The 22,753-nt window shown below is 70.9% G+C and carries 19 protein-coding genes and 1 pseudogene; 15 read left to right on the top strand and 5 right to left on the bottom strand.

Going from position 1 to position 22,753, the window contains the following annotated elements; all coding sequences use genetic code 11:
* The first annotated feature begins 36 nt into the window (after positions 1-36).
* Entirely contained in the window at positions 37-1,851 is a 1,815-nt protein-coding gene (locus ACYQ1L_RS15510) for a DUF4012 domain-containing protein (RefSeq protein WP_460004950.1), read from the top strand.
* 130 nt (positions 1,852-1,981) lie between these two features.
* Here the strand turns inward: ACYQ1L_RS15510 and ACYQ1L_RS15505 are convergent, their stop codons facing one another.
* Together ACYQ1L_RS15505 and ACYQ1L_RS15500 are read right to left on the bottom strand one after the other, a co-directional pair.
* On the bottom strand, positions 1,982-3,388 hold the full coding sequence (locus ACYQ1L_RS15505; protein ID WP_460004949.1) for a tyrosine-protein kinase domain-containing protein: 1,407 nt from the start codon (positions 3,386-3,388) through the stop codon (positions 1,982-1,984).
* A 76-nt stretch (positions 3,389-3,464) separates the two neighbouring features.
* A complete protein-coding gene (locus tag ACYQ1L_RS15500) occupies positions 3,465-4,850 on the bottom strand; it encodes a tyrosine-protein kinase domain-containing protein (RefSeq protein ID WP_460004948.1) in 1,386 nt (461 codons plus the stop codon).
* A gap of 102 nt (positions 4,851-4,952) precedes the next feature.
* Here ACYQ1L_RS15500 and ACYQ1L_RS15495 point away from each other — a divergent pair, with 102 nt between their 5' ends.
* Positions 4,953-6,071, top strand: coding sequence for a hypothetical protein (locus ACYQ1L_RS15495; protein ID WP_460004947.1), 1,119 nt, complete (start codon positions 4,953-4,955; stop codon positions 6,069-6,071).
* A gap of 7 nt (positions 6,072-6,078) precedes the next feature.
* On the opposite strand, the gene ACYQ1L_RS15490 is transcribed toward ACYQ1L_RS15495, so the two are convergent.
* Entirely contained in the window at positions 6,079-6,651 is a 573-nt protein-coding gene (locus ACYQ1L_RS15490; protein ID WP_460004946.1) for an arsenate reductase/protein-tyrosine-phosphatase family protein, read from the bottom strand.
* A gap of 269 nt (positions 6,652-6,920) precedes the next feature.
* Positions 6,921-7,862 (bottom strand): Ppx/GppA phosphatase family protein, encoded by a 942-nt coding sequence (locus tag ACYQ1L_RS15485; protein WP_460004945.1) that lies wholly within the window; start codon positions 7,860-7,862, stop codon positions 6,921-6,923.
* Between the two features lie 120 nt (positions 7,863-7,982).
* On the opposite strand from ACYQ1L_RS15485, the gene coaA reads away from it, so the two are divergent.
* The 7 genes and pseudogenes from coaA (at position 7,983) to ACYQ1L_RS15450 (ending at position 15,608) form a co-directional block, all read left to right on the top strand.
* Positions 7,983-8,948, top strand: coding sequence for a type I pantothenate kinase (gene coaA / locus ACYQ1L_RS15480; RefSeq protein WP_460004944.1), 966 nt, complete (start codon positions 7,983-7,985; stop codon positions 8,946-8,948).
* A 236-nt stretch (positions 8,949-9,184) separates the two neighbouring features.
* Positions 9,185-10,039 carry a helix-turn-helix transcriptional regulator gene (locus ACYQ1L_RS15475; protein WP_460004943.1) on the top strand — a complete coding sequence of 285 codons (855 nt, stop codon included), beginning with the start codon at positions 9,185-9,187 and terminating at the stop codon, positions 10,037-10,039.
* A 215-nt stretch (positions 10,040-10,254) separates the two neighbouring features.
* Entirely contained in the window at positions 10,255-12,105 is a 1,851-nt protein-coding gene (glmS, locus tag ACYQ1L_RS15470; protein WP_460004942.1) for a glutamine--fructose-6-phosphate transaminase (isomerizing), read from the top strand.
* A gap of 310 nt (positions 12,106-12,415) precedes the next feature.
* A pseudogene (locus tag ACYQ1L_RS15465) lies at positions 12,416-12,769 on the top strand (holo-ACP synthase); the annotation flags it as partial.
* Positions 12,770-12,930: 161 nt separating this feature from the next.
* Positions 12,931-14,040: an alanine racemase gene (gene alr / locus ACYQ1L_RS15460; protein ID WP_460004941.1), complete on the top strand. Its 1,110-nt coding sequence runs from the start codon at positions 12,931-12,933 to the stop codon at positions 14,038-14,040.
* A 50-nt stretch (positions 14,041-14,090) separates the two neighbouring features.
* On the top strand, positions 14,091-14,546 hold the full coding sequence (tsaE, locus tag ACYQ1L_RS15455) for a tRNA (adenosine(37)-N6)-threonylcarbamoyltransferase complex ATPase subunit type 1 TsaE (protein WP_460005837.1): 456 nt from the start codon (positions 14,091-14,093) through the stop codon (positions 14,544-14,546).
* Between the two features lie 174 nt (positions 14,547-14,720).
* A complete protein-coding gene (locus tag ACYQ1L_RS15450) occupies positions 14,721-15,608 on the top strand; it encodes a response regulator transcription factor (protein WP_460004940.1) in 888 nt (295 codons plus the stop codon).
* 237 nt (positions 15,609-15,845) lie between these two features.
* Here the strand turns inward: ACYQ1L_RS15450 and ACYQ1L_RS15445 are convergent, their stop codons facing one another.
* Positions 15,846-17,018, bottom strand: a complete 1,173-nt coding sequence (locus tag ACYQ1L_RS15445) for a glycoside hydrolase family 18 protein (protein ID WP_460004939.1) — start codon at positions 17,016-17,018, stop codon at positions 15,846-15,848.
* A 259-nt stretch (positions 17,019-17,277) separates the two neighbouring features.
* Here ACYQ1L_RS15445 and ACYQ1L_RS15440 point away from each other — a divergent pair, with 259 nt between their 5' ends.
* Genes ACYQ1L_RS15440 through ACYQ1L_RS15415 form a run of 6 tightly spaced genes read left to right on the top strand, consistent with a single transcriptional unit; the run spans position 17,278 to position 22,749 of the window.
* Positions 17,278-18,873, top strand: a complete 1,596-nt coding sequence (locus ACYQ1L_RS15440) for a sensor histidine kinase (RefSeq protein ID WP_460004938.1) — start codon at positions 17,278-17,280, stop codon at positions 18,871-18,873.
* A complete protein-coding gene (locus tag ACYQ1L_RS15435; RefSeq protein WP_460004937.1) occupies positions 18,870-20,018 on the top strand; it encodes a hypothetical protein in 1,149 nt (382 codons plus the stop codon). The genes ACYQ1L_RS15440 and ACYQ1L_RS15435 overlap by 4 nt, the downstream gene beginning before the upstream one ends.
* Positions 20,019-20,059: 41 nt before the next feature.
* Positions 20,060-20,755, top strand: coding sequence for a tRNA (adenosine(37)-N6)-threonylcarbamoyltransferase complex dimerization subunit type 1 TsaB (gene tsaB / locus ACYQ1L_RS15430; protein ID WP_460004936.1), 696 nt, complete (start codon positions 20,060-20,062; stop codon positions 20,753-20,755).
* A 35-nt stretch (positions 20,756-20,790) separates the two neighbouring features.
* The gene (rimI, locus tag ACYQ1L_RS15425) at positions 20,791-21,234 is read left to right on the top strand and encodes a ribosomal protein S18-alanine N-acetyltransferase (RefSeq protein ID WP_460005836.1); all 444 of its coding nucleotides are present in this window, start codon (positions 20,791-20,793) and stop codon (positions 21,232-21,234) included.
* Positions 21,227-22,312 carry a tRNA (adenosine(37)-N6)-threonylcarbamoyltransferase complex transferase subunit TsaD gene (tsaD, locus tag ACYQ1L_RS15420; protein WP_460004935.1) on the top strand — a complete coding sequence of 362 codons (1,086 nt, stop codon included), beginning with the start codon at positions 21,227-21,229 and terminating at the stop codon, positions 22,310-22,312. Before rimI ends, tsaD begins: the two co-directional genes overlap by 8 nt.
* The gene (locus ACYQ1L_RS15415) at positions 22,309-22,749 is read left to right on the top strand and encodes a hypothetical protein (RefSeq protein ID WP_460004934.1); all 441 of its coding nucleotides are present in this window, start codon (positions 22,309-22,311) and stop codon (positions 22,747-22,749) included. The genes tsaD and ACYQ1L_RS15415 overlap by 4 nt, the downstream gene beginning before the upstream one ends.
* Positions 22,750-22,753: the final 4 nt, after the last annotated feature.

Here is a 22,753-nt window from a genome sequence, read left to right as displayed (position 1 = left end):
CAGATTCGTCCCACCTCTGGCTGATTCAATAGCAGGATGATGACCACGCCGTCCACGCGCCGCGAGCTGCGCGTACAGAAGACGGACCCGATGCCGTCAAATGGTGCGCCTCGGCGACCGCCTCGTCGTCTGTGGCTCTGGATGACGCTCGCGCTGCTGCTGATCATTCTCGGCGCGAGCGCTTTCATCGGCAGTCAGATATACGACAGCGCCATGTCAGCCCGTAGCCATCTTGAGGCCGCGATGGTCGGCGTGCAGCACGTGCGGACGGCGGTGCTCGCGGGCGATCTCGTCAAGGCCGACAAGGCAGCCGAGGAGGTGTCCGCGCAGACCGCCGACGCGGTTGCCGCGACCAAGGGCCGGTTGTGGGGGCTAGGGGAGAAGCTCCCGTACGTCGGGGCCAATCTCGTCGCCGTGCGCAAGCTCGCCGAGGTGACGGATGGCCTTTCGCAGAACGTCGTCAAGCCGGCGGCGACAGTGAAACTCAGCGATCTGAAGATCGTTGACGGGCGAGTGGATCCCGGGTCGATCACCGATCTCACGAATACCTTCGAACGTGTCGAACAGGGGCTGCAGAGCGCGACGGACGGCCTGAGCGAGGTCGACAAGTCGCAGCTCGTCGGCCCGATCGCCGACGGCGTCGCCCGTCTTGACGGGGAACTCGCCAAGCTCAAGCCGACCATGGCGACGCTGCACGAGATCCTGAGCGTGCTGCCCGATGCGATAGGGGCGCACGGACCCCGCAACTACCTGCTGGCCTTCCAGGGCAACTCCGAGGCCCGCAGCCTCGGAGGTAACGCGGCGCAGTTTCTTCCGATCACCGTCGACAACGGAAAGATCACACGCGGGGAGGTCGTCGGCAGCGCAGACTTCGAGAATCAGGGCCGCACCGTCCCGGTGATTCCGCTCGATCCGCAGGCTGTCGCCATTTTCGGGGACAAGATCGGCCGGTACACACCAGACTTAACGATGGTGCCGAACTTTCCGTACGCCGTCACGATCTTGCGCGGGTGGTGGTCAGAGCAGATCGGGACTCGGATCGACGGCGTCATCTCGATCGACCCTGTGGCACTCTCATACATCCTCGAGGCGACCGGCCCCGTGACAATGACCACGGGCGGGCAGCTGACGGCCCAGAACGTGGTGCCGCTCGTGCTGAACCAGGTGTACTTCCAGTACCCGGCTCCTCCTCAACAGGACGCATTCTTTGCAGCTGCAGCCGACGCAGTCTTCACAGCGGTGACATCCGGGAAGATCTCATCGCCCGTGAAGCTGATTCAGGCACTCGGGCGAGCGGCGAACGAAGGGCGCTTGCTCTACGCCAGCGACGACCCCAAGGAGACGCAGCTGATCAAATCGTCCCGGATGAGCGGCATCATGCCCGCCACGGACAAGGAGCAGAGCGTGTTCGGAGTTTTCCTGAATGACAACACCGGCTCGAAGAAGAGTTACTACATGGACATGAAGATCGACGCCTGCAGGACGGACCACGTCGTCAAAGGCACGATCACTCTGACGTCGAGCCTGACCGAGGCGGTCGCTGACAACCTGCCGTATTACATCAAGTGGCGCAACTTCGCCCCAGGGGATATCAGCAATTACGTGGCGTTCTACGGGCCCGCCGGCGGCACGCTGAACCGCATCGAGATCGACGGGCATCCGGCGACGATCCTGAGCCAAGGTACCGATCTTGGCCGCCCCGCCGTCAAGATCGAGGTCTTCGATCACTTCGCGGACTCGCATACGGTGAACGTCGAGTTCCAGGCTCCGGGCCCCGGTGGCCCCCTCACCGTCTGGACTACACCGATGTCCCGGGCGACGCCTGTGACGATCGGGAACACCTGCGGGTGAGTGAACGGACGCTTCTCGTCGGGCCGGGGTTACGCCTTGTGTCTGAGAGCGAACGGTTCGGCCCCCGACGTCCATTTCACTCTTCCAGACGGCTCAGGCGGTGGCGCGCTTCCGGCGCTTGGCGTGCTTGTCAGGGCTGCTCGGTCCGGCGGTGGCGATCTCGCCCGTCGCGCTGTGGGTCATCCCCATACGTGTAGGAGGCATAGCCGTAGCTGTCCGGACCCTTGGTCGGGAGCTTCGTCGCGACTACGCCGAGCAGGTCAACCCCTGCCGTCTCGAGTGTGCGGATGGCGCCGACGAACTCCTGCTTCTTCGTCTCGCCGGACGCCGAAATGAGGATCACGCCCCGGGCCTTTTTCCCCAGGACGGCGGCGTCGGTGACGAGGAGCAGCGGCGGGGCATCGATGAGGATGTAGTCGAAGTAGTCGCCGAGCGGCTCCAACACCTGATCCATCGCGGCCGACCCGAGCAGCTCGCTCGGGTTTGGCGGGATGCGCCCGCTGGTCAGCACGAACAGGTTGGTGCCGCCCCATTTCTGCAAAGCGTCGGCGACATCGATCCGGCCGATCAGGACGTCGGTGAGGCCGACGCCGCCCTCGATGCCCATGTAGTCCGCAACACGGGGGAGGCGGAGGTCTCCGTCGATGAGGGCTACCCGGGCGCCCGTTTCGGCGAGAGCGATGGCGAGGTTTGCCGTGGTCGTAGACTTACCCTCGCCCGGTCCAGAGCTCGAGACCACGAAGACGCGTGGCCCGTCGTCGACCGCGAGAAATTGCAGGTTGGTGCGCAGGGCGCGGAACGATTCGGATCGGGGGCTGCGCGGGTCCGCGTGCACTATGAGCGGGCGCTTGGCAGCATCCGGATCCTTGGCGATCCCGCCGAGGATCGGCTTGTCGGTGATCGCCTCTAGGTCGTGCAACGTGTGCACGTGGGTGTCGAGCACGGCGCGGAGCACGGCCACGCCGAAGCCGAGCGCCAGGCCAAGCGCGGCGCCGAGCACCAGCGCAAGAGGGATGTTCGGGCTGGATGGGCGACTGGGCGCGGCTGCTGGCTCTGTCACCGTCACCTGCACGAGGCTGTTGTTCCCACCGGTGGGCTTCTCCAGCGTGCCCTGGATCGCGTCTGTGAAGCTCTTCGCGACGGCGTTCGCGATCTTCGCCGAGCGTTCAGCATCGGTGTCGACCACGGAGATATTGATGAGCACGGTGTTCAACGGCGTCGTCGCCACCACCTGGCTGGCGAGCTGTGCCGACGTGGTGTCGAGATGCAGCTTCTGGATCACAGGGTCGAGGATGAGCGCGGTCCCGACGATGTCCGCATAGCTCGTGACCATCTGCCGCGCGAACGTCTGTCCCTGAACCAGGTCGCCGGTCGCGGCACCCTCAGTGCGCACTGACACGTAAAGCTGCGTCGAAGCCTGGTATTTCGGGTGCTGCAACGCTGCATACCCGCTCCCGCCCGCGATGCCGGCGATCAAGAGCACCAAGATCAGGATCCAGTTCCTCCGCATGATGCGCACGTAGTCGTGAAGATCCATGCCAGCCCCTCTTCAATTCACCGTTTTCCCATGTTACCGAGTGATCGTCGCCTGCTTCGAACGGGTCCCCGACGCCTCACGGCGTGACGAATCGTGGCGCATCCTCCGCATGCCCGTAGGCCGCGTAGGGATTGCGGTCGACTCCGCGCATCGGCTGCTTCGTGAGCACCGCGCCGATCACCCGGCCACCGGCCGCATCGATCTTGTCTGCCGACTCTGCGATGCGGGCAGCGGCGACACCGCGCGACGCGGCCGCCAGAATCACACCGGTGCAGACGCGCGAGATCACGACGGCGTCGGTCACCGGGAGAACGGGCGGCGTATCGACCAGAACGATATCGAACGCGGCGGTCAGCTGTTCGATGAGGTCCTCCATCGCCTTCGATCCGAGCAACTCCGCAGGGTTGGGCGGGATCGCGCCTGCGGGGAGCACGAACAGGGTGCTGGTCTTCCACCGCTGCAGCGCATCGTTGATGTTGATCCGTCCGGCGAGCACATCGCTCAGCCCCACGTCCCCGTTCACGCCGAAGTTCGCGGCCACGCGCGGCTTGCGCATGTCGGCGTCGAGCAGGGCGACGCGGTGACCCGCCTCCGTGAAGCTCAGCGCCAGATTCGCGGTGAGGGTCGACTTGCCCTCCCCGGGAGACGAGCTCGTGACTGCAAAGACCCCGGGCCGGTCCGGTGGGACGAAGAACATGACGTTCGTGCGCAGGACACGGTACGGTTCAGAGCGCGAACTGCGCGGCTCGGCGGCGAGCACGAGGGTGCGCTGCGACGCGGACGGGTCGAACGTCGTCGCCGCGAGAACGGGAAGTCCGAGCGCAGCCTCAAGCTCGTCGCGGGTGTGCACCCGCGTGTCGAGCCGGCTGCGCAGCAGTGCAAGGGCGATGCCCACCGCGAGCCCGGCGAACGCGCCCACGGTTAGCGAAAGAGGTAGATTCGGGGCCACCGGCTTGATCGGCACCAACGCAGATTGCACCGGAATCACGCGGATCTGATAGGTCGCGGACGCCGACGGCTTCTCGAGTCCCTGCTCGACCACAGTGCGGAAGCTGTCGGCGATGGCGTTCGCGATGCGCGCAGACTGCACGGCCACGGGGGCCGTGACCGAGATCGTGATGACGAGGCTGTTCAACGCGGTGGTCGCGCGCACCGTGGGGGCAAGGGCAGGGACCGTCGTCGGAAGCCGCAGGTCGTCGATCACCGGCTGCAAAACCAGCGAGCTGGTGATCAGCATCCGATAGCTCTCCACGGCCTGGCGCGTGTAGGCACTGGCCTGGGTTCGATCCGCCGTGCTCGCCTGAGCGGATGACTGGGCGGAGATGTACACGTCGGTGCTCGCCTCGAACCGTTGCGGAGTCGCCAGGGAGATGAGCAGGCCCGAGGACAGGCCGACGACCGTGCTCGCGATGACGAGGACGAGCTGACGGCGCAGCGTCCGGACAAGGGACGGAAATTCCACGAGGCTCCTGGCGGGCTGACACAATGGCGGAAGGGTGCGGTGATACGAGACTATCGGCGCTCGCACTTTCCTGCCGGTCCACAGCACGAGGAGAGTCCACGCATGTCGAGGCTGCAAGCGCTCTTCCCCGACGGTCCACGTAGCGTTGAGCCGAAGATCGATGACCACCACACGCTCCGTAGGCTCAACGAACTGTTCGGCGGTCAGCGCGCGGGCCTGCGCCGGGCCGCGGCGGTCGCAGACGTGCCGGAGCTGGTGCGAACGGTGCGGGTCGCGCAACAGACAGCGGCTCCCATCGTCCTCCCCGCGCAGAGCGCAAAGGCGGCACGTCGCGGCGCTCGACGGCCGCGCCGCGACATCGTCAACGTCGTCGCCGGTGTGATCGCCGCCGCCGTACTCGGGGCAGCGGGCGTGGCGAGCATGGTGCACTCCGCAAATGCGAACCCGGCGGCCGAGGCATACGCTGCTCTGCAGGCCGACGAAGCCGCCGTCGAAGACCTGGCGCAAAGCGTCCGCAGCTCCCGCGCGCAGACCGAGGGGCGCGGCAAGGACGCGCGCGATGACGTCCAGTCCCTCCAGGCTGCACTTGAGGGCCTTCAGCCGGGACTCGTCGACCGCACCGGCGACACCGTGAAACTCGCCGACGCGACCGTGCTCGCCGATGCGATCGCAGACGCGGACTCCACGGCCGCCGCGATCAAAGCGATTCCGCTGCCTGCTCTGCCCGCCGACGACCCGCCGAACGTCGATGAGCGATCCCTCGATTCCATCGCAAAGGCCGCCGACCGGAATCAGGCGCGCACGCGTGCCTGGCAACAGCTGAAAGCGCCGCTCGCCGACGCGGCGGACACGCTGTCATCGACGGTCGCTGCCTACGATGCGCGATGGGCGGCGACGGCAAGCGGATTCCCGGCTCTGGCACAGAGGATGGTCGACCAGTACTCGAATCGAGATCGCGCGCTGCGGGATTCGGTCACGACTGCCGCGGCGCAGGTCGCGACGACGAAACTCACGCAAGGTGCAGGTGCAGCGGTCGAGGCGTACCGAGCTGCCGTCCAGGCACTTGTGTCAGCACCCCGGCAGTCGGAACCCGGAGGGACAGATACGACCACGACCGGAGGCGAAACTCCTGCCCCTGCGCCGGCGACGCCCGCGGATACCGGCCCGTCCCCGGGCACGCCGCCGACGCCGCTACCCGAGCCGACCCTGCCGACGGGTTGAGGGCGAGTCAGCGCAGGGCGATCGTGACGACGCGCCCCGCCTCGGCCACCGCAGAAGCGATCAGCGCCGCGGCTTCCTCGTACACCTCGCGCGGCCGACGGTATGGGTCGAGCACGTCGTCATCCTCCGGAAGGCTGGGGGTCATGCCGCGATGCTCGCTGAGCACGCGACCGAGTGCCTGCAGCCGGGCACCGCGATCGTTGCCGCGAGCGGATGCGACGGCACGGATCTCGTCGTCTCCGATCGCCTGGGCGAGACGCGCGAACTCGCGAATCGTGAATGCGCGGCGCAGCAGAGACGGCATCATCTGCACGACGTGCGTGCGGTGTTCCCTAGTCATCGTGAGAATCAGATCGGACTCCGCGAGCATCGGGTCGAGGAGATAGCGCGCCGCATGCGCCGCCGCGTCCTGAGGCTCGGCGCCGGCGGCGATCGCGACTTCTCGAGCGAGATCGGTCATCCCCTCGCCAGTGAGACCGTGGGTGCCGGCGCTGTGCACTCGGACTCCGAGACCGGCGAGTTTCGCTCGCAGCAGCACCTCCGCGATCGGTGAGCGGCAGATGTTTCCCGTGCACACCATGAGAATGGTCGGTATCGGTTCTGCGGTCGGCGGCGCTGCGGCCGATCCGGTCGGCGCGCCGACGGACAACGGTTCGCTGGACGTCGTGCGGGTGACATCGGCTATCCCGGCTGTCAGGTGGGCGCTGCGCTTGGTGCGGAGTTCACGTCGAGTCAGAGGGTGCGCGAACGGGGCTTCCGTCGTTCGAGGATCCTTCGGGTCGTCCATCACACCAGGGTATTCACACACAACCGGTCAGGGACGACGGTCGGCAGGAAGAAGCCGTTGTCTCAGCGCCCGCCGTCGTGGGCGCGATCCTCGATGTAGCGCAGCAGCACCCCTTCGCGGAGGGCCCACGGCGACACCTCGAGCTCGTCGACCCGCATCGCCGTCATGGCGGTGTGCAGCGCGACCGCCGCGGCCACGATCTGGAACGTCCGGTCGGGGGTGATCCCGGGCAGCTCCTGCCGCGCCGACGCGGGCAGGCGGGCGAGCCGCGGGATCCAGGATCCGAGCGACGCGCGCGGCAGCAGCATCCGCTCGGATCCCGACCAGCCGGGCGCCGGATAGCCCACGAGGCGCGCGAGCGAGCGGATCGCCTTGGACGAGCCGACCACGTGGTCGGGCCGGGGGAGCGCGGAGAACCGGGCGGCGACCGGGGCGAACACGTCGTCGGCATGCTCGCGCAGCCGCTCCACGGCCTCTTCGCCGGGCGGGTCGTCCGGGAGGAACATGATCGTGGAACGTCCCGCCCCGAGGGGCATGGAGGCGGCGATGTCGGGCAGCTCCTCCGAGCCCGCCGCCATCTCGAACGACCCTCCGCCGATGTCGAACAGCAGAATCTGCCCGGCCGCCCAGCCGAACCAGCGGCGCACGGCGAGGAAGGTGAGCCGGGCCTCGGTCTCGCCGTCGAGCACCTGCAGCGGCTGACCCAGAGCGGTCTCGACGCGGGCGATCACCTCGGGGCCGTTCGCGGCCTCGCGCAACGCGCTCGTCGCCGTCGCGAGCAGCGCGTCGACCCGCTCCTGCGCGGCGATCGCGCGCGCCTGCGCGACGGCGGCGAGCAGCGCCTGCACCCCCTCCTCGCTGATCGCGCCGGACGGCGTGAGGAAGCGCATCAGGCGCAGCACCGTGCGATCGCTGGTCGTCGCCAGCGGCCGGCCGCCGGGATGCACATCGGCGGCGAGCAGGTGGACGGTGTTGGATCCGATGTCGAGCACTCCGAGACGCACTGAGGAAGACTACTCGCGCTCTCCGGTTCGATGGTCGCGGATTGCGTGTTCGCGTGCGGCGGAGATCGGTGACCGGGGCCAAGCGGGTGCCGTGCCGCGAGCGAAACGTGCGCGGATACGATGGAGCGCGTGAGCTCCGAACCCCTCGCGCCGCAGACGCTGCCGTCGCTGTCGCCGTATCGCCGCATCGATCGCGCGGACTGGGCCCGCCTCGCCGCCGGCCTCGACCAGCCGCTCAGCGAGACCGAGCTCGTCGGGATCCGCGGTCTCGGCGACCGCCTCGACCTGCGCGAGGTGCAGGAGGTGTACCTGCCGCTGAGCCGCCTGCTCAGCCTGTACGCGACGTCGACCAAGCGGCTCGGCGAGGCGACGAGCCAGTTCCTCGGCGAGGAGGACGACACGACGCCGTTCGTCGTGGGCGTCGCGGGATCCGTGGCTGTCGGCAAGTCGACCATCGCGCGTCTGCTGCGGGAGCTGATGAGCCGCTGGCCCGGCACCCCCCGGGTCGAGCTCGTCACGACCGACGGCTTCCTCTACCCGAACGCCGAGCTCGAGCGCCGCGGCATCATGGACCGCAAGGGCTTCCCGGAGTCGTACGACCGGCGTGCGCTGATCGAGTTCCTCACGAAGGTGAAGAGCGGCGCCGACGAGGTGCGGGCGCCGTTCTACTCGCACATCCGCTACGACATCGTGCCGGACGCGCACGTGGTGGTGCGCCGCCCCGACGTCGTGATCGTCGAGGGTCTGAACGTGCTGCAGCCGCCGCCCGCGCCCAACGACGTCGCCGTGAGCGACCTCTTCGACTTCTCGATCTACGTGGACGCCGAACTCGATCACATCGCGCAGTGGTACGTCGACCGGTTCCTCGCGCTGCGGCAGGGGGCGTTCACGAATCCGTCCTCGTACTTCAACGTGTTCGCACACCTCACCGACGAGGAGGCCGTGACCACGGCGATGGGGTACTGGAATGAGATCAACCTGCCGAACCTCATCGAGAACGTGATGCCGACCAAGCACCGCGCCACCCTCGTGCTGAACAAGGGCGCCTCGCACGCCGTGGAGTCGGTGCTGCTGCGCAAGCTGTGACCCCCGCCTGGAATACCCTGCTCGCGCGCGGGCCGGTGTCAGGGCCCGACCGCATCCGCCGAGTTCGTCGAGGACATCCACCAGAGCCTGCACGAGGAGATCCCGGCCCAGACGTGAGGCGGCCTGTCGCAGAAGTGATGATCGCCATGACGCGAATCGTCGCGTAACATAGCGACCCTACGGGGTCACCTACGGCTGGGGAGTCGTGCCCGTGGGAGACCTGTGGGAGGTCGACGATGGGGAATGTTCGAGATGCCCGCGCCGTGGCGCCGGGAATGGGCCACGAGTCCGCGCTCGTCGCGCGGTGCTTCCGGGATGTGCTCGTGACGCGCCACGCCCGCGACGCGGTCGATTGGCGCTGGCTCGCGCAAGCCGCCGACGGCGGGGAAATGGCGGTGGTGCTCACCGCGGATGCGCCGTTGCGCGTCATCGGCGCCGACGGGGTGGCCCGGGACGCGCCGCCCGGCGCGGTCTGCTTCCTGCACCCGCATCGCCGCGCGCGGATCGTCACTACCGGAGCCGTCACCTGCGCCTGGGTGCCGTGGCGCGCCCTGGCTGGCATCGAGTCGGAGCTGCGTGCGCCGGAGGAGGTGCTCCCGGTCACCGCGCTCGGGCGCGGACTGCGGGCGTTCCTCGCGTCGCTCGTCACCGCCGACGCGGAGTCGATGCTCACCACCGACCACCTGGTGGAGCGGCTCGTCGCCGAGATGGTGTTCGGGGTGCTGCTCGAGGCCGCGCCGCGCCCCGCCGGCGGGGGAGCGGTCTCCCGGATCGACCGGGCGCGTTCGGTGATGCTCGCCCGTCGCGCCGAGCAGGGATTCGACGTCTCCGCGCTCGCCGGGGACATGCGTCTGTCGGTGCGGCAGCTGCAGCGGCTGTTCGCGGCCGACGGCAGCGCCCCGGCCGACGAACTGCGGCGGATCCGGGTGGATCTGGCCCGTGAGGTCATGCGCGAGGATCGCCGTGGCGGGCTGCGCATCGGCGAGATCGCCGAGCGTGCCGGGTTCGGGGACGCGGCAGCGCTCCGTCGTGCGTTCGCGCTGGCGGGCCTGCCCGCCCCGCGCACGGTGCGCCGGGCTGCTCTGGCGTGATCCGTTCGGCGGGCGGTGCCGCTGCGCCGCCGCTATCGGTGCAGCAGCGCGAAGGACGCGACCCCGATGACGATGAGGCCGAACATCGCCTACACCGGTGCGCCGGGGACCTCGCGCATCACCCCACGGCGTCTTGGCTTCGCCGTCAGAGCGGCGACAACCGGATCCGGTATTCGTACGGAACCCGCGCAAAACTCGGCCCGTACCCTGGAACCATGTGTGGAATCGTCGGATACGTGGGGCCGCGCCCCAGCCAGGACATCCTGCTCGCCGGTCTCGCCCGTCTGGAGTACCGCGGATACGACTCGGCCGGAATCGCCGTGATCGATGATGCCGGATCCCTCGACATGCGCAAGAAGGCCGGCAAGCTGCAGGTGCTGCGCGACTCGCTGAACGACGCCGCGATGCCCGACGGCACCACCGGCATCGGGCACACCCGCTGGGCCACGCACGGCGGGCCGACCGACGCGAACGCGCATCCGCACCTCGCCGATGACGACCGGCTCGCCCTGATCCACAACGGCATCATCGAGAACTTCGCCCCGCTCAAGGCCGAGCTCGAGGCCGAGGGCGTGGAATTCCGCAGCGAGACCGACACCGAGGTCGCCGCGGCACTCATCGGCCGCGAATACCGCCGCACGGGCGACCTGCGCGAGGCGTTCCGCGCGGTCGTCAACCGCCTCGAGGGCGCGTTCACCCTGCTCGCGGTGCATCAGGACGAGCCAGGGCTCGTCGTGGCCGCGCGCCGCAACTCGCCGCTCGTGATCGGCCTCGGCGAGGGGGAGAACTTCCTCGGGTCCGACGTCGCCGCGTTCGTGGAGCACACCCGCCGCGCGCTCGCGATCGGTCAGGACGAGATCGTCGCGATCACGCCGTCCGAGGTCACCGTCACCGACTTCGCCGGCAGCGTCGTCACTCCCGAGCCGTTCGAGGTGTCGTGGGATGCGGCCAGCGCCGAGAAGGGCGGCTGGCCCAGCTTCATGGCCAAGGAGGTCGCCGAGGAGCCCGAGGCGGTCGCGAACACGATCCGCGGCCGGGTGCAGGACGGCGCCGTGGTCATCCCCGAGCTGGACGGATCCGACGAGCTCTTCCGCGGCATCGACCGCATCATCATCACCGCGTGCGGGACGGCCTCGTACGCCGCCATGGTGGGCAAGTACGCGCTCGAGCAGTGGGCGCGGGTGCCCGTCGACGTCGAGCTCGCGCACGAGTTCCGCTACCGCGACCCGGTGATCGGGGAGAACACGCTGGTCGTCTCGATCAGTCAGTCCGGCGAGACCATGGACACGCTCATGGCGGTCAAGTACGCCCGCGAGCGCGGTGCGCGCACCCTGTCGATCTGCAACACCCAGGGCGCGACGATCCCGCGCGAGTCCGACGCCGTCGTGTACACGCACGCCGGCCCGGAGGTCGCCGTCGCCTCGACCAAGGCGTTCGTCGCGCAGATCACGGCGCTGCTGCTGCTCGGTCTGCACGCGGGCCGCGTGCGTGGCACGCTCTCCGCCGCCGACGGCGCCGCCGCGGTGACCGAGCTGGAGACGCTGCCCGCGAAGATCTCCCAGGTGCTCGCGGAGGAGCAGGCGCACGTCACCCAGCTCGCCGGCTGGATGGCCGACACCCGCTCGGTGCTGTTCCTCGGCCGTCACGTAGGCTACCCGATCGCGCTCGAGGGCGCGCTCAAGCTCAAGGAGATCTCCTACATCCACGCCGAGGGCTTCGCCGCGGGCGAGCTCAAGCACGGTCCGATCGCGCTGATCGAGCCCGGCCAGCCGGTGTTCGTGCTCGTGCCGTCGCCGCGGCACTCCTCCCTGCTGCACGCCAAGGTGGTCTCCAACATCCAGGAGATCCGCGCCCGCGGCGCCCGCGTGATCGTCATCGCCGAGGAGGGCGACGCCGCCGTGCTGCCCTTCGCCGACGAGGTCATCCGGATCCCGCTCGCGGGAGCCCTGTTCGAGCCGATCCTGGCCGTCGTGCCGCTGCAGATCTTCGCCATGGCCCTCGCCACCGCGAAGGGCCTCGACGTCGACCAGCCGCGCAACCTCGCCAAGTCCGTCACGGTGGAGTGACACGGATCCTGGGGTCGTCGAGCGAGCACCGACGTGCGTCCTTTCCCCGGGGTCGTTGAGCGAGCACCGACGGAGTCGGAGCGAGACGAAACGCCGTGGCCGGTCCGGCTGCGTCCTTCGTCTCGCTGCGCTCGCTCAGGAACCGGCTCCCCTCGGTTCCTGAGCGAGGAGCGCAGCGGTCGGCTCCCCTCGGTTCCTGAGCGAGGCGCGCAGCGGTCGGCTCCCCCTGGTTCCTGAGCGAGGAGCGCAGCGACGAGACGAAGGACGGCTCGGATCCAGCCCTCCGGATCCTGCCCGGTAGGCTGAATCGGTGATCATCGGCACCGGCATCGACCTCGTGGACATTCCGCGGTTCGAGCGGACCGTCGCCCGCACACCTCGGCTGATGCAGCGCCTGTTCGCCCCGTCGGAGCAGACGCTCCGGCTGGCGTCCCTGGCCGCGCGCTATGCCGCGAAGGAGGCACTCATCAAGGCGCTGGGTGGATCCGACGGCGTGCACTGGACCGAGATCGAGATCGCCTCCGAGCCCTCCGGCCGGCCGTACTTCGTGCTGAGCGGCAGCACCGCCGCCGTGGTCGCCGAGCGCGGCATCAGCACCCTGCACCTCTCGCTCACCCACGACGCGGGGCTCGCCGCCGCCTACGTCGTGGCGGAAGGGCGCGCGGAGGCACCCGCCGGATCCGCCGAAACCCCCTCGGAGCGCCGAGACCCCCGCCCAGCGACGCCTGCAGAGGGGGGTCTCGACGGCGCAGGGGGGTCGCAGCGACACGACGGAGTCACGGACGCGCTCCGCACGGTCGAGGGAGCCGGAACCGAGGGACGCCCATGACCGCGCCGTTCCGCGAGGCGACGATCGACCTCGACGCGATCAGCGACAACGCCCGGCATCTGCGCCGCCTCACCGGCGTCGACGTCATCGGCGTCGTCAAGGCGAACGCGTACGGGCACGGGGCGACCGCGGCCGCGGTCGCCGCGCTGGCCGGGGGTGCGACCCGACTCGGCGTCGCCACGGTCGAGGAGGGACTCGAGCTGCGCCGCGACGGCGTGAACGCGCCGATCCTGGCCTGGCTGCACGCGCCCGGCCGCCGATTCGACGATGCCGCCGAAGCCGGCATCGAGGTCGGCATCTCCAGCCTCGAGCAGCTGAACGCCGCCGCGGAAGCGGGCAGTGGTCCGGATCCGCTCCGCGTGCACCTCAAGTTCGAGACGGGCCTGAGCCGCAACGGCATCGCCCCCGCCGACCGCAGCCGGCTGCTCGCCGAGGCCGCGCGCCTGGAGCGCATCGGGCGGATCCGCATCGTCGGCCTGTTCAGCCATGTCTCCAACACCTCGCCCGAGGACGACCGCGCAGCCCTCGCCGCGTTCGAGACCGCGTGCGCCGAGGCGTCCGCAGCCGGCATCGTCCCGGAGATCCGCCACCTCGCCGCGACCGCCGCGGCCATCGACCTTCCCGAGACGCGCCTGGACGCGGTGCGCATCGGCATCGGCCTGTACGGCGTCAGCCCGTTCGACGACCGCAGCTCGAGCGACCTCGGCCTGCGCCCTGCGATGACGCTGCGCGGCGCGGTCGCCGCGGTGCGCCGGGTGCCCGCGGGCACGGGGGTCTCCTACGGCTACACGCATCGCACGGCGACGGAGACCACGCTCGCGCTGATCCCGCTGGGCTACGCCGACGGCGTGCCGCGGCAGGCGTCCGGACGCGGCCCGGTGCAGATCGGCGGCCGCCGCTACACGGTCGCGGGCCGCATCGCCATGGATCAGTTCCTCGTCGACGTGGGCGACGACCCGGTCGCCGTGGGCGACGAGGTGGTGCTCTTCGGCGATCCCACGCTCGGGGTGCCTTCGGCGCGGGACTGGGCGGATGCGGCCGACACCATCGACTACGAGATCGTGACGCGGATCGGTCCCCGGGTGCCGCGGCGGAGCGTGTCGTGACCGCGCTCGAGGACCTCGCGGGACGCCACGAGATCCGCACGGCCGAGGCCATGGAGGAGCTCGGACGGCGGATCGGATCCGGCCTCGTCGCCGGCGACGTGCTGATCCTCACCGGCCCGCTCGGCGCAGGCAAGACCACGTTCACCCGCGGGCTGGCAGAAGGGCTCGGCGTGCGCGGTCCGGTGCAGAGCCCCACCTTCGTGATCGCGCGGACGCACCCCTCGCTCACCGGCGGCGCGCCGCTCGTGCACATGGATGCGTACCGTCTGGGATCCGCCGCGGAGCTCGACGACCTGGACGTCGACGTGCCCGGATCCGTCGTCGTCGTGGAGTGGGGGCGGGGGATGGCGGAGGAGCTCGCCGACGCCTGGTGGGACATCGAGCTCGAGCGCCCCGTGGGCGGGGGATCCGACGCCGTCGGCGGGGGCTCCGATGACCTCGCCGCCGAGGACCTCGACGCGGATGCGCCGCGCATCGTCACGATCGCCCGCGCCGGACGCCGCTGACCCCTCGAGTTCGCCGAGCGAGGCGCGGTACGTCCTTCGTCTCGCTGGGCTCGCTCAGGAACCCAGGACGGCCTCTGGTCCCTGAGCGAGGAGCGGAGCGACGAGACGAAGGGCGCTCAGGAACCGGGGCGAGATCCGTCATGCCGATATGATGCTCACGACCGACGCGCAGGGATGAGCATGACCGAAGACGCCACGAAGACCGCCGTGATCATCGAGGACGATCCGGACGTCCGATCCCTCCTCGACGAGGTCTTCCGCGCCGCGGGGTTCCGCACGGTGCTCGCCGGCACAGGGCTCGAAGGAGTCGCCGCCGTCGCCGAGCACCGGCCGGTCATCACCACGCTCGACATCAACCTGCCCGGCATCGACGGCTTCGAGGCCGCACGCCGGATCCGCGCCGTGAGCGGGACGTTCATCATCATGCTGTCCGCGCTGGGGGAGGAGTCCGACGTGGTGCTCGGCCTCACCTCCGGCGCCGACGAGTACCTGGTCAAGCCGTTCCGGCCGCGCGAGCTGCGGGCGCGCATCGAGGCGCTGCTGCGCCGCCCTCGCAACCCGGACCCGGCGGCCGCACCCAGTGCGCCCGCCGCGCCTGCTGCGGCGAGCACGGCGTCACCGGTCACCTCCGCGAGTGCACCGGCCGGCGGCTCGATCGCCGCCGCCCGCAACCCCTCCGAGGCCGCGGCCATCCCGTCGCACACCACGGCGGGACAATGGCATTCGCATCGCGACATCAGCCTCGATCTCGACACGCACACCGTGCTGGTGGCGCAGCAGGAGGTCGAGCTGACTCCGACCGAGTTCGACCTTCTGGCGACCCTGCTCGAATCCAAGCGCCGGGTGCGCAGCAAAGCCGACCTCGCCCTGGTGCTGCGCGGGGAGGCCTTCGGATCCGCGTCCTACGTGGGCGAACCGGACAAGCGCGCGATCGAGGCGCACATGGCGAACCTGCGGCGCAAGATCGGAGACAGCACCGCGACGCCGCGCTACATCGAGACGGTGCGCGGGGTGGGCTACCGCCTCACCGCCCACACCGACGGGATCGCGGCCGAGGGCTGAGACTCGGCGGCGCGGACCCCGAGGCGGGTGCTTCCCCTGCAGCGCCACCTCGAGGCCCGCGTCACCTGAGCGGCGGGGCTCCCCAGCCCGCGCCGGCACGGTCCCGGGAGCCGGTCCCCACGGCTCCCGGAACCACGGCCGGATCCCGATATCCCGATCGAGGTCCGGCATCCGCACCCGGGCAGGGTCCCGGGGCGGAGGGGCGCCTCCCGAAGGCGCCTTCCGCGGCGGATCCGGTCACGGGTCCGGCTCCGCCGCGGGTGTCGAAGGCGATGGCGAGGGGGCCGAGGCGGCGTGCGGCGGAGCGTCGGCGGCCGCGCCCCCTCCCCATCCGCGTCCCAGCACGGAGGCGAACGCCCCGTCCTGCTGCGGGATGCCGCTGCAGGACCCCCCGGCGGGATCCGTGGAATCCCCGGCGGCGCAGGCGCGGTCGCGGTTCACCGACCACATGGACAGCCGGGCGAGCCGCTGCTTCTGCGCGAACGCGTTCACCGTCGCCGCATCGTCCAGGGCGAACACCTCGTCATCTCCGCTCGTGCGCCCGATCGTCGGAGTCGCACCCATGGCCGCCCAGGCTCCGTCCGCGGGCAGCGCGATGTTCAGCTCGTCGTACAGGCGCCCGAGCTGATCGTGCACGGCGGTCAGCGCGGTGATGGTCGCGGCGCCCGTGGACGGGCCGGGGGACGCGCCGTCGTCCCCGGTCATAGCGTTGATGCCCGCCAGCTGCACGCCGGCCTGCTGCATCTGACGGACCGACCGCAGACCGTCGGTGCTGAGGCCCTCGCGACCGGCCGGCAGCGTGAGCCAGACGGCGAGCTCGGTCCCGCGGGCGCGATGGCCGGCCTGCAGCTGTGCCACGGCCTGCGCACGACGCTCGCCGGCGGTGGCGTCGCCGAGGGCGTGCCCGCTCAGATCGAGGTCCATCGTCGTCGCCGCATAGCGGTCGAGTACTGCGCCGTAGGTGTCGGCCAGTGCGCCGACCGAGACGCACGCGCCGGCGAGCTCGGTGCCACCCGGGCCGCCGAACGAGATCGCCACCTGACCGCCGCCCTTGCGTGCGCGCTCGACGCGGTGGTCCAGGCCGAGCACACGCCCGGCCTCGGCGAGAGAGTACGCGCCGCCCCACGTGGGTGCGCAGGTCTGCGGATCCGCGGCGACCACGAACGCGAGCACTTCCGCGTCGCCGGCCGGCGGGTCTCCCGCGCCGGCGGTCCCGACGCCGGCGGTGACGTCGACATAGCCGCCGAACCAGCGCGGACCGGCGGGCGGCGCGGGCGCCGCGCGGTCCTGCAGCATGAACCACGGCACCGCGACGAGCCCGGTGGCGACGGTGAGCGCCACGAGCGCGCCGGTCAGCACGGTCCAGCCCCGGCGGGGCCGGTCCGGGCGGGCCGAGGAGGGAGCGGTCATCGCGGATGCCGCCTTCGGCGGGGGCGACGGATCTGGTGCGGCGCGGGGAGAAGAGGTGCCGGATCCGCGTTCGGGCCGCGGATCCGGCGACGGAGGGGGGTTCCGTCTGTCAGCGATGCTAGGCGGCGCGATATCCCGGTTGAACCGGCTTCGGTGCTTCTTTGGATAACCTTGCGGAAGCGTTGAGCGGACGGGATCCGGATCTGGCCCGTGGACGCATCCGGTGGCGGCGCGGCGCCGCGCAGGGGAGAGGATCGGCATGTCCCGCAGGGCGTCGATCTGGCGTTGGCAGCTCATCTTCGTCGGCACCACGGTCGCCATCGCGGTGCTCGTCGCGGCCCTCAAGCCGACCATCTTCGCCACCCCGGGATTCACCGCAGGGCTGGCGCTCTCGGTGCTGACCACGGTCACGGTGCTCGTGCTGCCGTGGGACCGGATACCGCCCGCGGGCATCCTCGTGGTGCCGCTGGTGGACATCGCCGCGATCGGGCTCACCACCCAGGCTCCCGACTTCCGGCTCGGCTTCCTCTGGGTGATCCCGATCACCTGGATCGCCACCTACTACTCGATGCTCGCCGTCGTCGGCGGCATCGCGCTCATCACCGCCTTCCTGTTCACCATCGCGAACCAGACCGGGCTGTTCTCCGACGTCGTGCTGCGGGTGCTCATCACGGCCTTCGCGCTCGGGTTCCTCGGCACCACGATCCGGGTCGGCGTGCGGCGCTCGCGCGCCTCCAGCAGGCTGCTCCGGCGCCGTTCCGAGCAGATCGACCGGATCGCGCGCCGCGCCGAGACGCACGAACGCCGGGTCACGCAGATCATCGACGCCCTCGACACCGCTCTCGTCGCGATCGGGGACGACGGCGTGATCCTGAAGATGAATGACGCGTACCGGCGGCTGTACGGGGTCGACGCGGACGGCATCGCGCTGCCGGCGACCGCCGTGGAGTACGACGACCGCGAGGGCGAGCCGGTGCCGGTGCGGCGCACGGTGCTCGCCCGGGCGGCGCGCGGCGAGCACCTGGAGGGGGAACGGGTGTGGCTGTACGACGCGGAAGGCACGTGGCGGGCGCTCGAGGTCGACACCCAGCCCATGGCGAGCGACCCCGAGCAGGGCGCCGTCGTGCTGGTCAAGATCGATGACGTGACCGCTCGGCTTCAGGCGGCCGAGGAGCGCCGGCTGATGTCCGCGATCCTGACGCACGAGCTGCGCAATCCGCTCACCGCGATCGTCGGGCATGTGGATCTGCTGCTGGAGCGGGACGACCTGCCCCCTCGGGCGGCCGACCAGCTCACCGTGGTCGCGGGCGCGGCCGAACGCATGCAGGACCTCGTCACCACGGCGCTCGATGCGTCGCGGCCGGCACCCCGCGTGCTGTCCGAGCCCGTCGAGCTGCACGGTCTCGTGCGTGCGTCGGTGGCATCGTTCCTCCCGACGGCGGCGGCGAGCCGGCTCCGGGTCGACGTCACGGGGCCCTCTCCGCTCCTCATCTACGGGGACGCCTTCCGGCTGCGTCAGGTGATCGACAACCTGCTGAGCAACGCCGTCAAGTACACCGCCCCCGGCGGATCCATCGCGGTCTCGCTCGGCGTGGCCGACGACGCGCAGGCGGAGCTCGTCGTCGCGGACACCGGATCCGGCATGGCGCCAGCCGATGTCGAGCGGCTGTTCCAGCCCTACTTCCGCAGCGAGCAGGCTGCGCGCAGCGGCGTGCCGGGCACCGGTCTGGGCCTGGTCGCCGTTCGCGACATCGTGACCGCGCACGGCGGCACCGTCGACGTGCACAGCCGACTCGGCGAGGGCACGCGCGTCCGCGTCCGCCTGCCCCGTCGCCCCGAGAGGAACGACGCATGATCACCGTCACCGCCCCCATCGGCATCACCGTGAACACGTCGGCCACACTGGTGGCCCTGGTGACGCTGTCCACCGCGCTGGTGTTCGGGCTCGCCCTGATGCCGCGCCCGAGCAGAGCCACCATCACGTGGTCGGTCGGATTCGGGATCGCCATGCTCGCGACGTACCTGTGGGTGGCGGCGAACCAGTTCGACAGCGCGCCGCTGCGCGCCCTCTCATCGGGCCTCATCGTGTGCTTCGAGCCGCTGCTGTGGCTCGGCATCCGCTTCTACGCCGGCAGGCGCGCCTTCTGGCCGGCCGCGGTCGCCTACATCGCCGTCGGGCCTGCGCTGCTCACCCTCACCTCGACCACCGACGCGTATCCGCTCATGTTCCGCATCGTGTTCACGGCCGCGGCCGTGTTCGCCGGGATGTCGGCCTGGGAGCTTTTCCGGCTGCGGATCAGCGCACGGGACGTGGTGCTGCCCCTTGCCCTCATCTCCTCGGCGTTCGTCGTGGGGGCCGTGCTCGGGGTGGCCGCGGGGATCGCCGGCATCGGATCAGCACCCGGGGACGAGCTGCGGATGCTCCGGGACGTCAACGGGGTCGGGATCCTGCTGACCAGCCAGTGCGCGGCGATCACCATCGTGCTGCTCGCCCGGGGGGAGACCCTGCTGCGCGGGGGAAGCAGGAGCGGCCAGGACGACCATGCGGCGCTGCGGGCCCGACTCGCCCGTGCGCAGGAGCACCAGGATCCGGACTGGTCGCTGCTGGAGATCCGCCTCGACGATCCGGCGGACGTCCAGGAGGCCGTGGGACCGGCAGAGTTCGCGAGCATCGTGCAGGCGTTCCACGCGCATGTGCGTGACGCGCTGCCCGTGGTCGCCGACGTGGAGCGAGCGGCGGAGGAGCGCGCGCTCGCGCTGCTGCCGGGCTCGGACGAGGAGGTGCGACGGCATCTGCGGGCGCTGCTCGCGCGGGTGTCGACGATCGAGGACTCCGGGCCCGGTGCGGCACTGAGGGTATCGGCGAGCGTCGGCTGGGCGAAGGCGTTCGACGCCGGCTACGACCTGGACGCGCTGACCGCGGCCGCCGCGGACGCCGGGGCCCGCGCGCAGAGCCGTGGCGGGGATCGCTGGGAGAGGGCCGAAGCCGCGGTGCGGTGATGCGGACGGCACCCTCGCCGCGCAATAGCTAACCTGGAAGGGTGATTCTCGGCGTGGACACCTCGCTCGGCTCGGCCGTCGGCCTGATCGGCCGCGACGGCCGCACCCTGGCCGAGGTCGCCCAGGCGGGCCACCTCGGGCACGCCGAGGCGATCGGCGCCCTGCTGGAGCAGGTGCTCGCCGCGGCGCCCTCTGCCGCAGCCGCGGCTCCGCGGTCGTCGGATCCGTCCGGGCCGGCCGGGGAGAGCGCGGGCCGCGACGCCGAAGAGCTCACGCACGTCGCGGCGGGGATGGGCCCGGGTCCGTTCACCGGACTGCGGATCGGGATCGCCGCCGCCCGCGTCTTCGCGCTCGGCAGGGGTGTGCCCGTGGTCGCGGTGCCCAGCCACCACGCCGCCGCGCTCGCGGTCATCGAGGGCGAGCACCCGCCGCAGCACCCGTTCGCGATCCTCACCGACGCCCGGCGGCGGGAGACCGCGGTGACGGTGTACGAGGGGATCGACGTCGACGGCATCCCGCACGTCGTCGTCGACACCGTGCTCGTGCCGCAGGCCGACGTCGACCGCAAGCTCGGCGCGCTCCGTCGCTTCGAGGTGACCGAGATCTCCGGTGCGGCGATCGCACGCGTCGCCCGTCGCGCCGTCGCCGCGGGGCGCACCCTGACCGGATCCGAGCCGCTCTATCTGCGTCCGCCGGACGCCCGCGTGCCCGCCGCACCCAAGAAGGTGGGCCCGTGATCCGCGCCGCGACCCCCGACGACCTCGACGCGATCATGCTCATCGAACGGCGCTCCTTCCCCACCGACGCGTGGAGCGAGGAGATGATGGCGGCCGAGCTCGCCAGCCCGCACGGGCGCTACATCGTCGACGTGGAGCCCGGCGGCGACAGCGAGCTGGTCGTGGGCTACGGGGGAGTGCGAGCCCTGCGCGGTTCGCCCGACGCCGACATCCAGACCATCGCCCTCGACGCCGCGTATCGCGGATCGGGGCGAGGCAGGGCCCTGCTGCGCGCGCTGCTCGCGGAAGCGGCGGAGCGCGGCGCGCGCGAGGTGTTCCTGGAGGTGCGCGCCGACAACCCCGTGGCGGAGGGACTGTACCTCGCCGAGGGCTTCGTCGAGATCGGGCGCCGCGCGGGCTACTACCAGCCTGACGACGTGGACGCGATCGTGATGCGGCTCATCCTGCCCACGACCGGCCGAGGAGGATCCGATGTCTGAACCCCTCGTGCTCGGGATCGAGACGAGCTGCGACGAGACCGGCATCGGCATCGTGCGCGGGCGGACGCTGCTGTCCAACACGATCGCGTCCAGCATGGACGAGCACGCCCGCTACGGCGGCGTCGTGCCGGAGGTGGCGGCCCGGGCGCACCTCGAGGCGCTGCAGCCGGCGATCGAGCGGGCGCTCGCCGAGGCGCAGGTGCGGCTGCAGGATCTCGACGCCGTCGCCGTTACCAGCGGGCCGGGGCTCGCTGGGGCGCTCATGGTCGGCATCGGCGCGGCCAAGGGGCTCGCGGTGTCGCTCGGCAAGCCGCTGTACGCCGTCAACCACCTCGTGGGCCATATCGCCGCCGACATCCTCACCCCGGACTCGGTGCCGCTGGAGTACCCGACGATCGCGCTGCTCGTGTCCGGCGGGCACACCTCGCTGCTGCACGTGCGCGACCTCACCACCGACGTCGAACTGCTCGGCGAGACGGTCGACGACGCCGCGGGAGAGGCATTCGACAAGGTCGCCCGGATCCTCGGACTGCCCTACCCGGGCGGGCCGGAGATCGACCGCGCGGCCGCCGGCGGGGATCCGGATGCGATCCGGTTCCCGCGCGGTCTCTCCCGCGCCTCGGATCTGGAGAGGCATCGGTACGACTTCTCCTTCTCGGGGCTGAAGACCGCGGTCGCGCGCTGGATCGAGCGCGAAGAGGCGGCCGGGAATCCGATCCCCGTCGACGATGTGGCGGCGAGCTTCCGCGAGGCGGTCGTGGACGTGCTGGTGACGAAGGCGCTCGCCGCCTGCGCCGACCGCGGTGTGCCGAGGCTGCTGCTCGGCGGGGGAGTGATCGCGAACCGACGGCTGCGCGATGTCGCGCTCGCCCGCGCCGCCGAGGCCGGCGTCACCGTGCGCATCCCGCCGCTGTCCCTGTGCACCGACAACGGCGCCATGATCGCCGGACTCGCCGCCGAGCTGATCTCTTCGGGTCGGCGCCCGTCGACGCTCGCCTTCGGAGCGGACTCGACGCTGCCGGTGACCGAGATCCAGGTCGCGGAGCGCGACGACGACACCGGGACCGAGGTCGGATGATGACCCACACGGGCGGGAAGGATCCGGAGCGGTACACCCGGCTGCCTACCGCGCCCGTGCCCGCCGTCGTGGAGAGCGGGCCCCTGCTCGACGCGCCGGCGCCCGAGCCGGTGGAGCTGGATCGCGACGGCGCCACCGTGCACGAGGAGCACTGGCATCCGAGCGACGGCACGGAGTTGCCGGCACACCCCTCAGCCGAGCCGCGGCTCGCGCCGTGGGCGCTGCTGTCGGCGATCGTGGCGCTGTTCGCCTCGCTGTTCGTCGGCTGGGGGATCCCCGTGGCGATCGTGTCCGTCGCCGCGGCGATCATGTCGCTGCGCCGGCCGGGGGAGAGCCGCGGGATGTCGGTCTGGGCACTCGTGCTCGGGATCGTCGCGACGCTGTACAGCGCGGGCTGGCTGCTCTGGGCCGCGTACCGGTTCGGCTGGTTCGGGTAGCGGC

Source organism: Microbacterium xylanilyticum, from assembly GCF_054654695.1.
This window is presented reverse-complemented; position numbering and strand designations above follow the sequence as displayed.

Bases quoted from the DNA above. Each gene is read 5' to 3' on its own strand.
- ACYQ1L_RS15510 (WP_460004950.1), top strand. From the start codon at position 37: ATGATGACCACGCCGTCCACGCGCCGCGAGCTGCGCGTACAGAAGACG.
- ACYQ1L_RS15505 (WP_460004949.1), bottom strand. From the start codon at position 3,388: ATGGATCTTCACGACTACGTGCGCATCATGCGGAGGAACTGGATCCTG.
- ACYQ1L_RS15495 (WP_460004947.1), top strand. From the start codon at position 4,953: ATGTCGAGGCTGCAAGCGCTCTTCCCCGACGGTCCACGTAGCGTTGAG.
- ACYQ1L_RS15490 (WP_460004946.1), bottom strand. From the start codon at position 6,651: ATGGTGTGCACGGGAAACATCTGCCGCTCACCGATCGCGGAGGTGCTG.
- coaA (WP_460004944.1), top strand. From the start codon at position 7,983: ATGGAGCGCGTGAGCTCCGAACCCCTCGCGCCGCAGACGCTGCCGTCG.
- ACYQ1L_RS15475 (WP_460004943.1), top strand. From the start codon at position 9,185: ATGGGGAATGTTCGAGATGCCCGCGCCGTGGCGCCGGGAATGGGCCAC.
- glmS (WP_460004942.1), top strand. From the start codon at position 10,255: ATGTGTGGAATCGTCGGATACGTGGGGCCGCGCCCCAGCCAGGACATC.
- alr (WP_460004941.1), top strand. From the start codon at position 12,931: ATGACCGCGCCGTTCCGCGAGGCGACGATCGACCTCGACGCGATCAGC.
- tsaE (WP_460005837.1), top strand. From the start codon at position 14,091: ATGGAGGAGCTCGGACGGCGGATCGGATCCGGCCTCGTCGCCGGCGAC.
- ACYQ1L_RS15450 (WP_460004940.1), top strand. From the start codon at position 14,721: ATGAGCATGACCGAAGACGCCACGAAGACCGCCGTGATCATCGAGGAC.
- ACYQ1L_RS15445 (WP_460004939.1), bottom strand. From the start codon at position 17,018: ATGACCGCTCCCTCCTCGGCCCGCCCGGACCGGCCCCGCCGGGGCTGG.
- ACYQ1L_RS15440 (WP_460004938.1), top strand. From the start codon at position 17,278: ATGTCCCGCAGGGCGTCGATCTGGCGTTGGCAGCTCATCTTCGTCGGC.
- ACYQ1L_RS15435 (WP_460004937.1), top strand. From the start codon at position 18,870: ATGATCACCGTCACCGCCCCCATCGGCATCACCGTGAACACGTCGGCC.
- rimI (WP_460005836.1), top strand. From the start codon at position 20,791: ATGCTCATCGAACGGCGCTCCTTCCCCACCGACGCGTGGAGCGAGGAG.
- tsaD (WP_460004935.1), top strand. From the start codon at position 21,227: ATGTCTGAACCCCTCGTGCTCGGGATCGAGACGAGCTGCGACGAGACC.
- ACYQ1L_RS15415 (WP_460004934.1), top strand. From the start codon at position 22,309: ATGATGACCCACACGGGCGGGAAGGATCCGGAGCGGTACACCCGGCTG.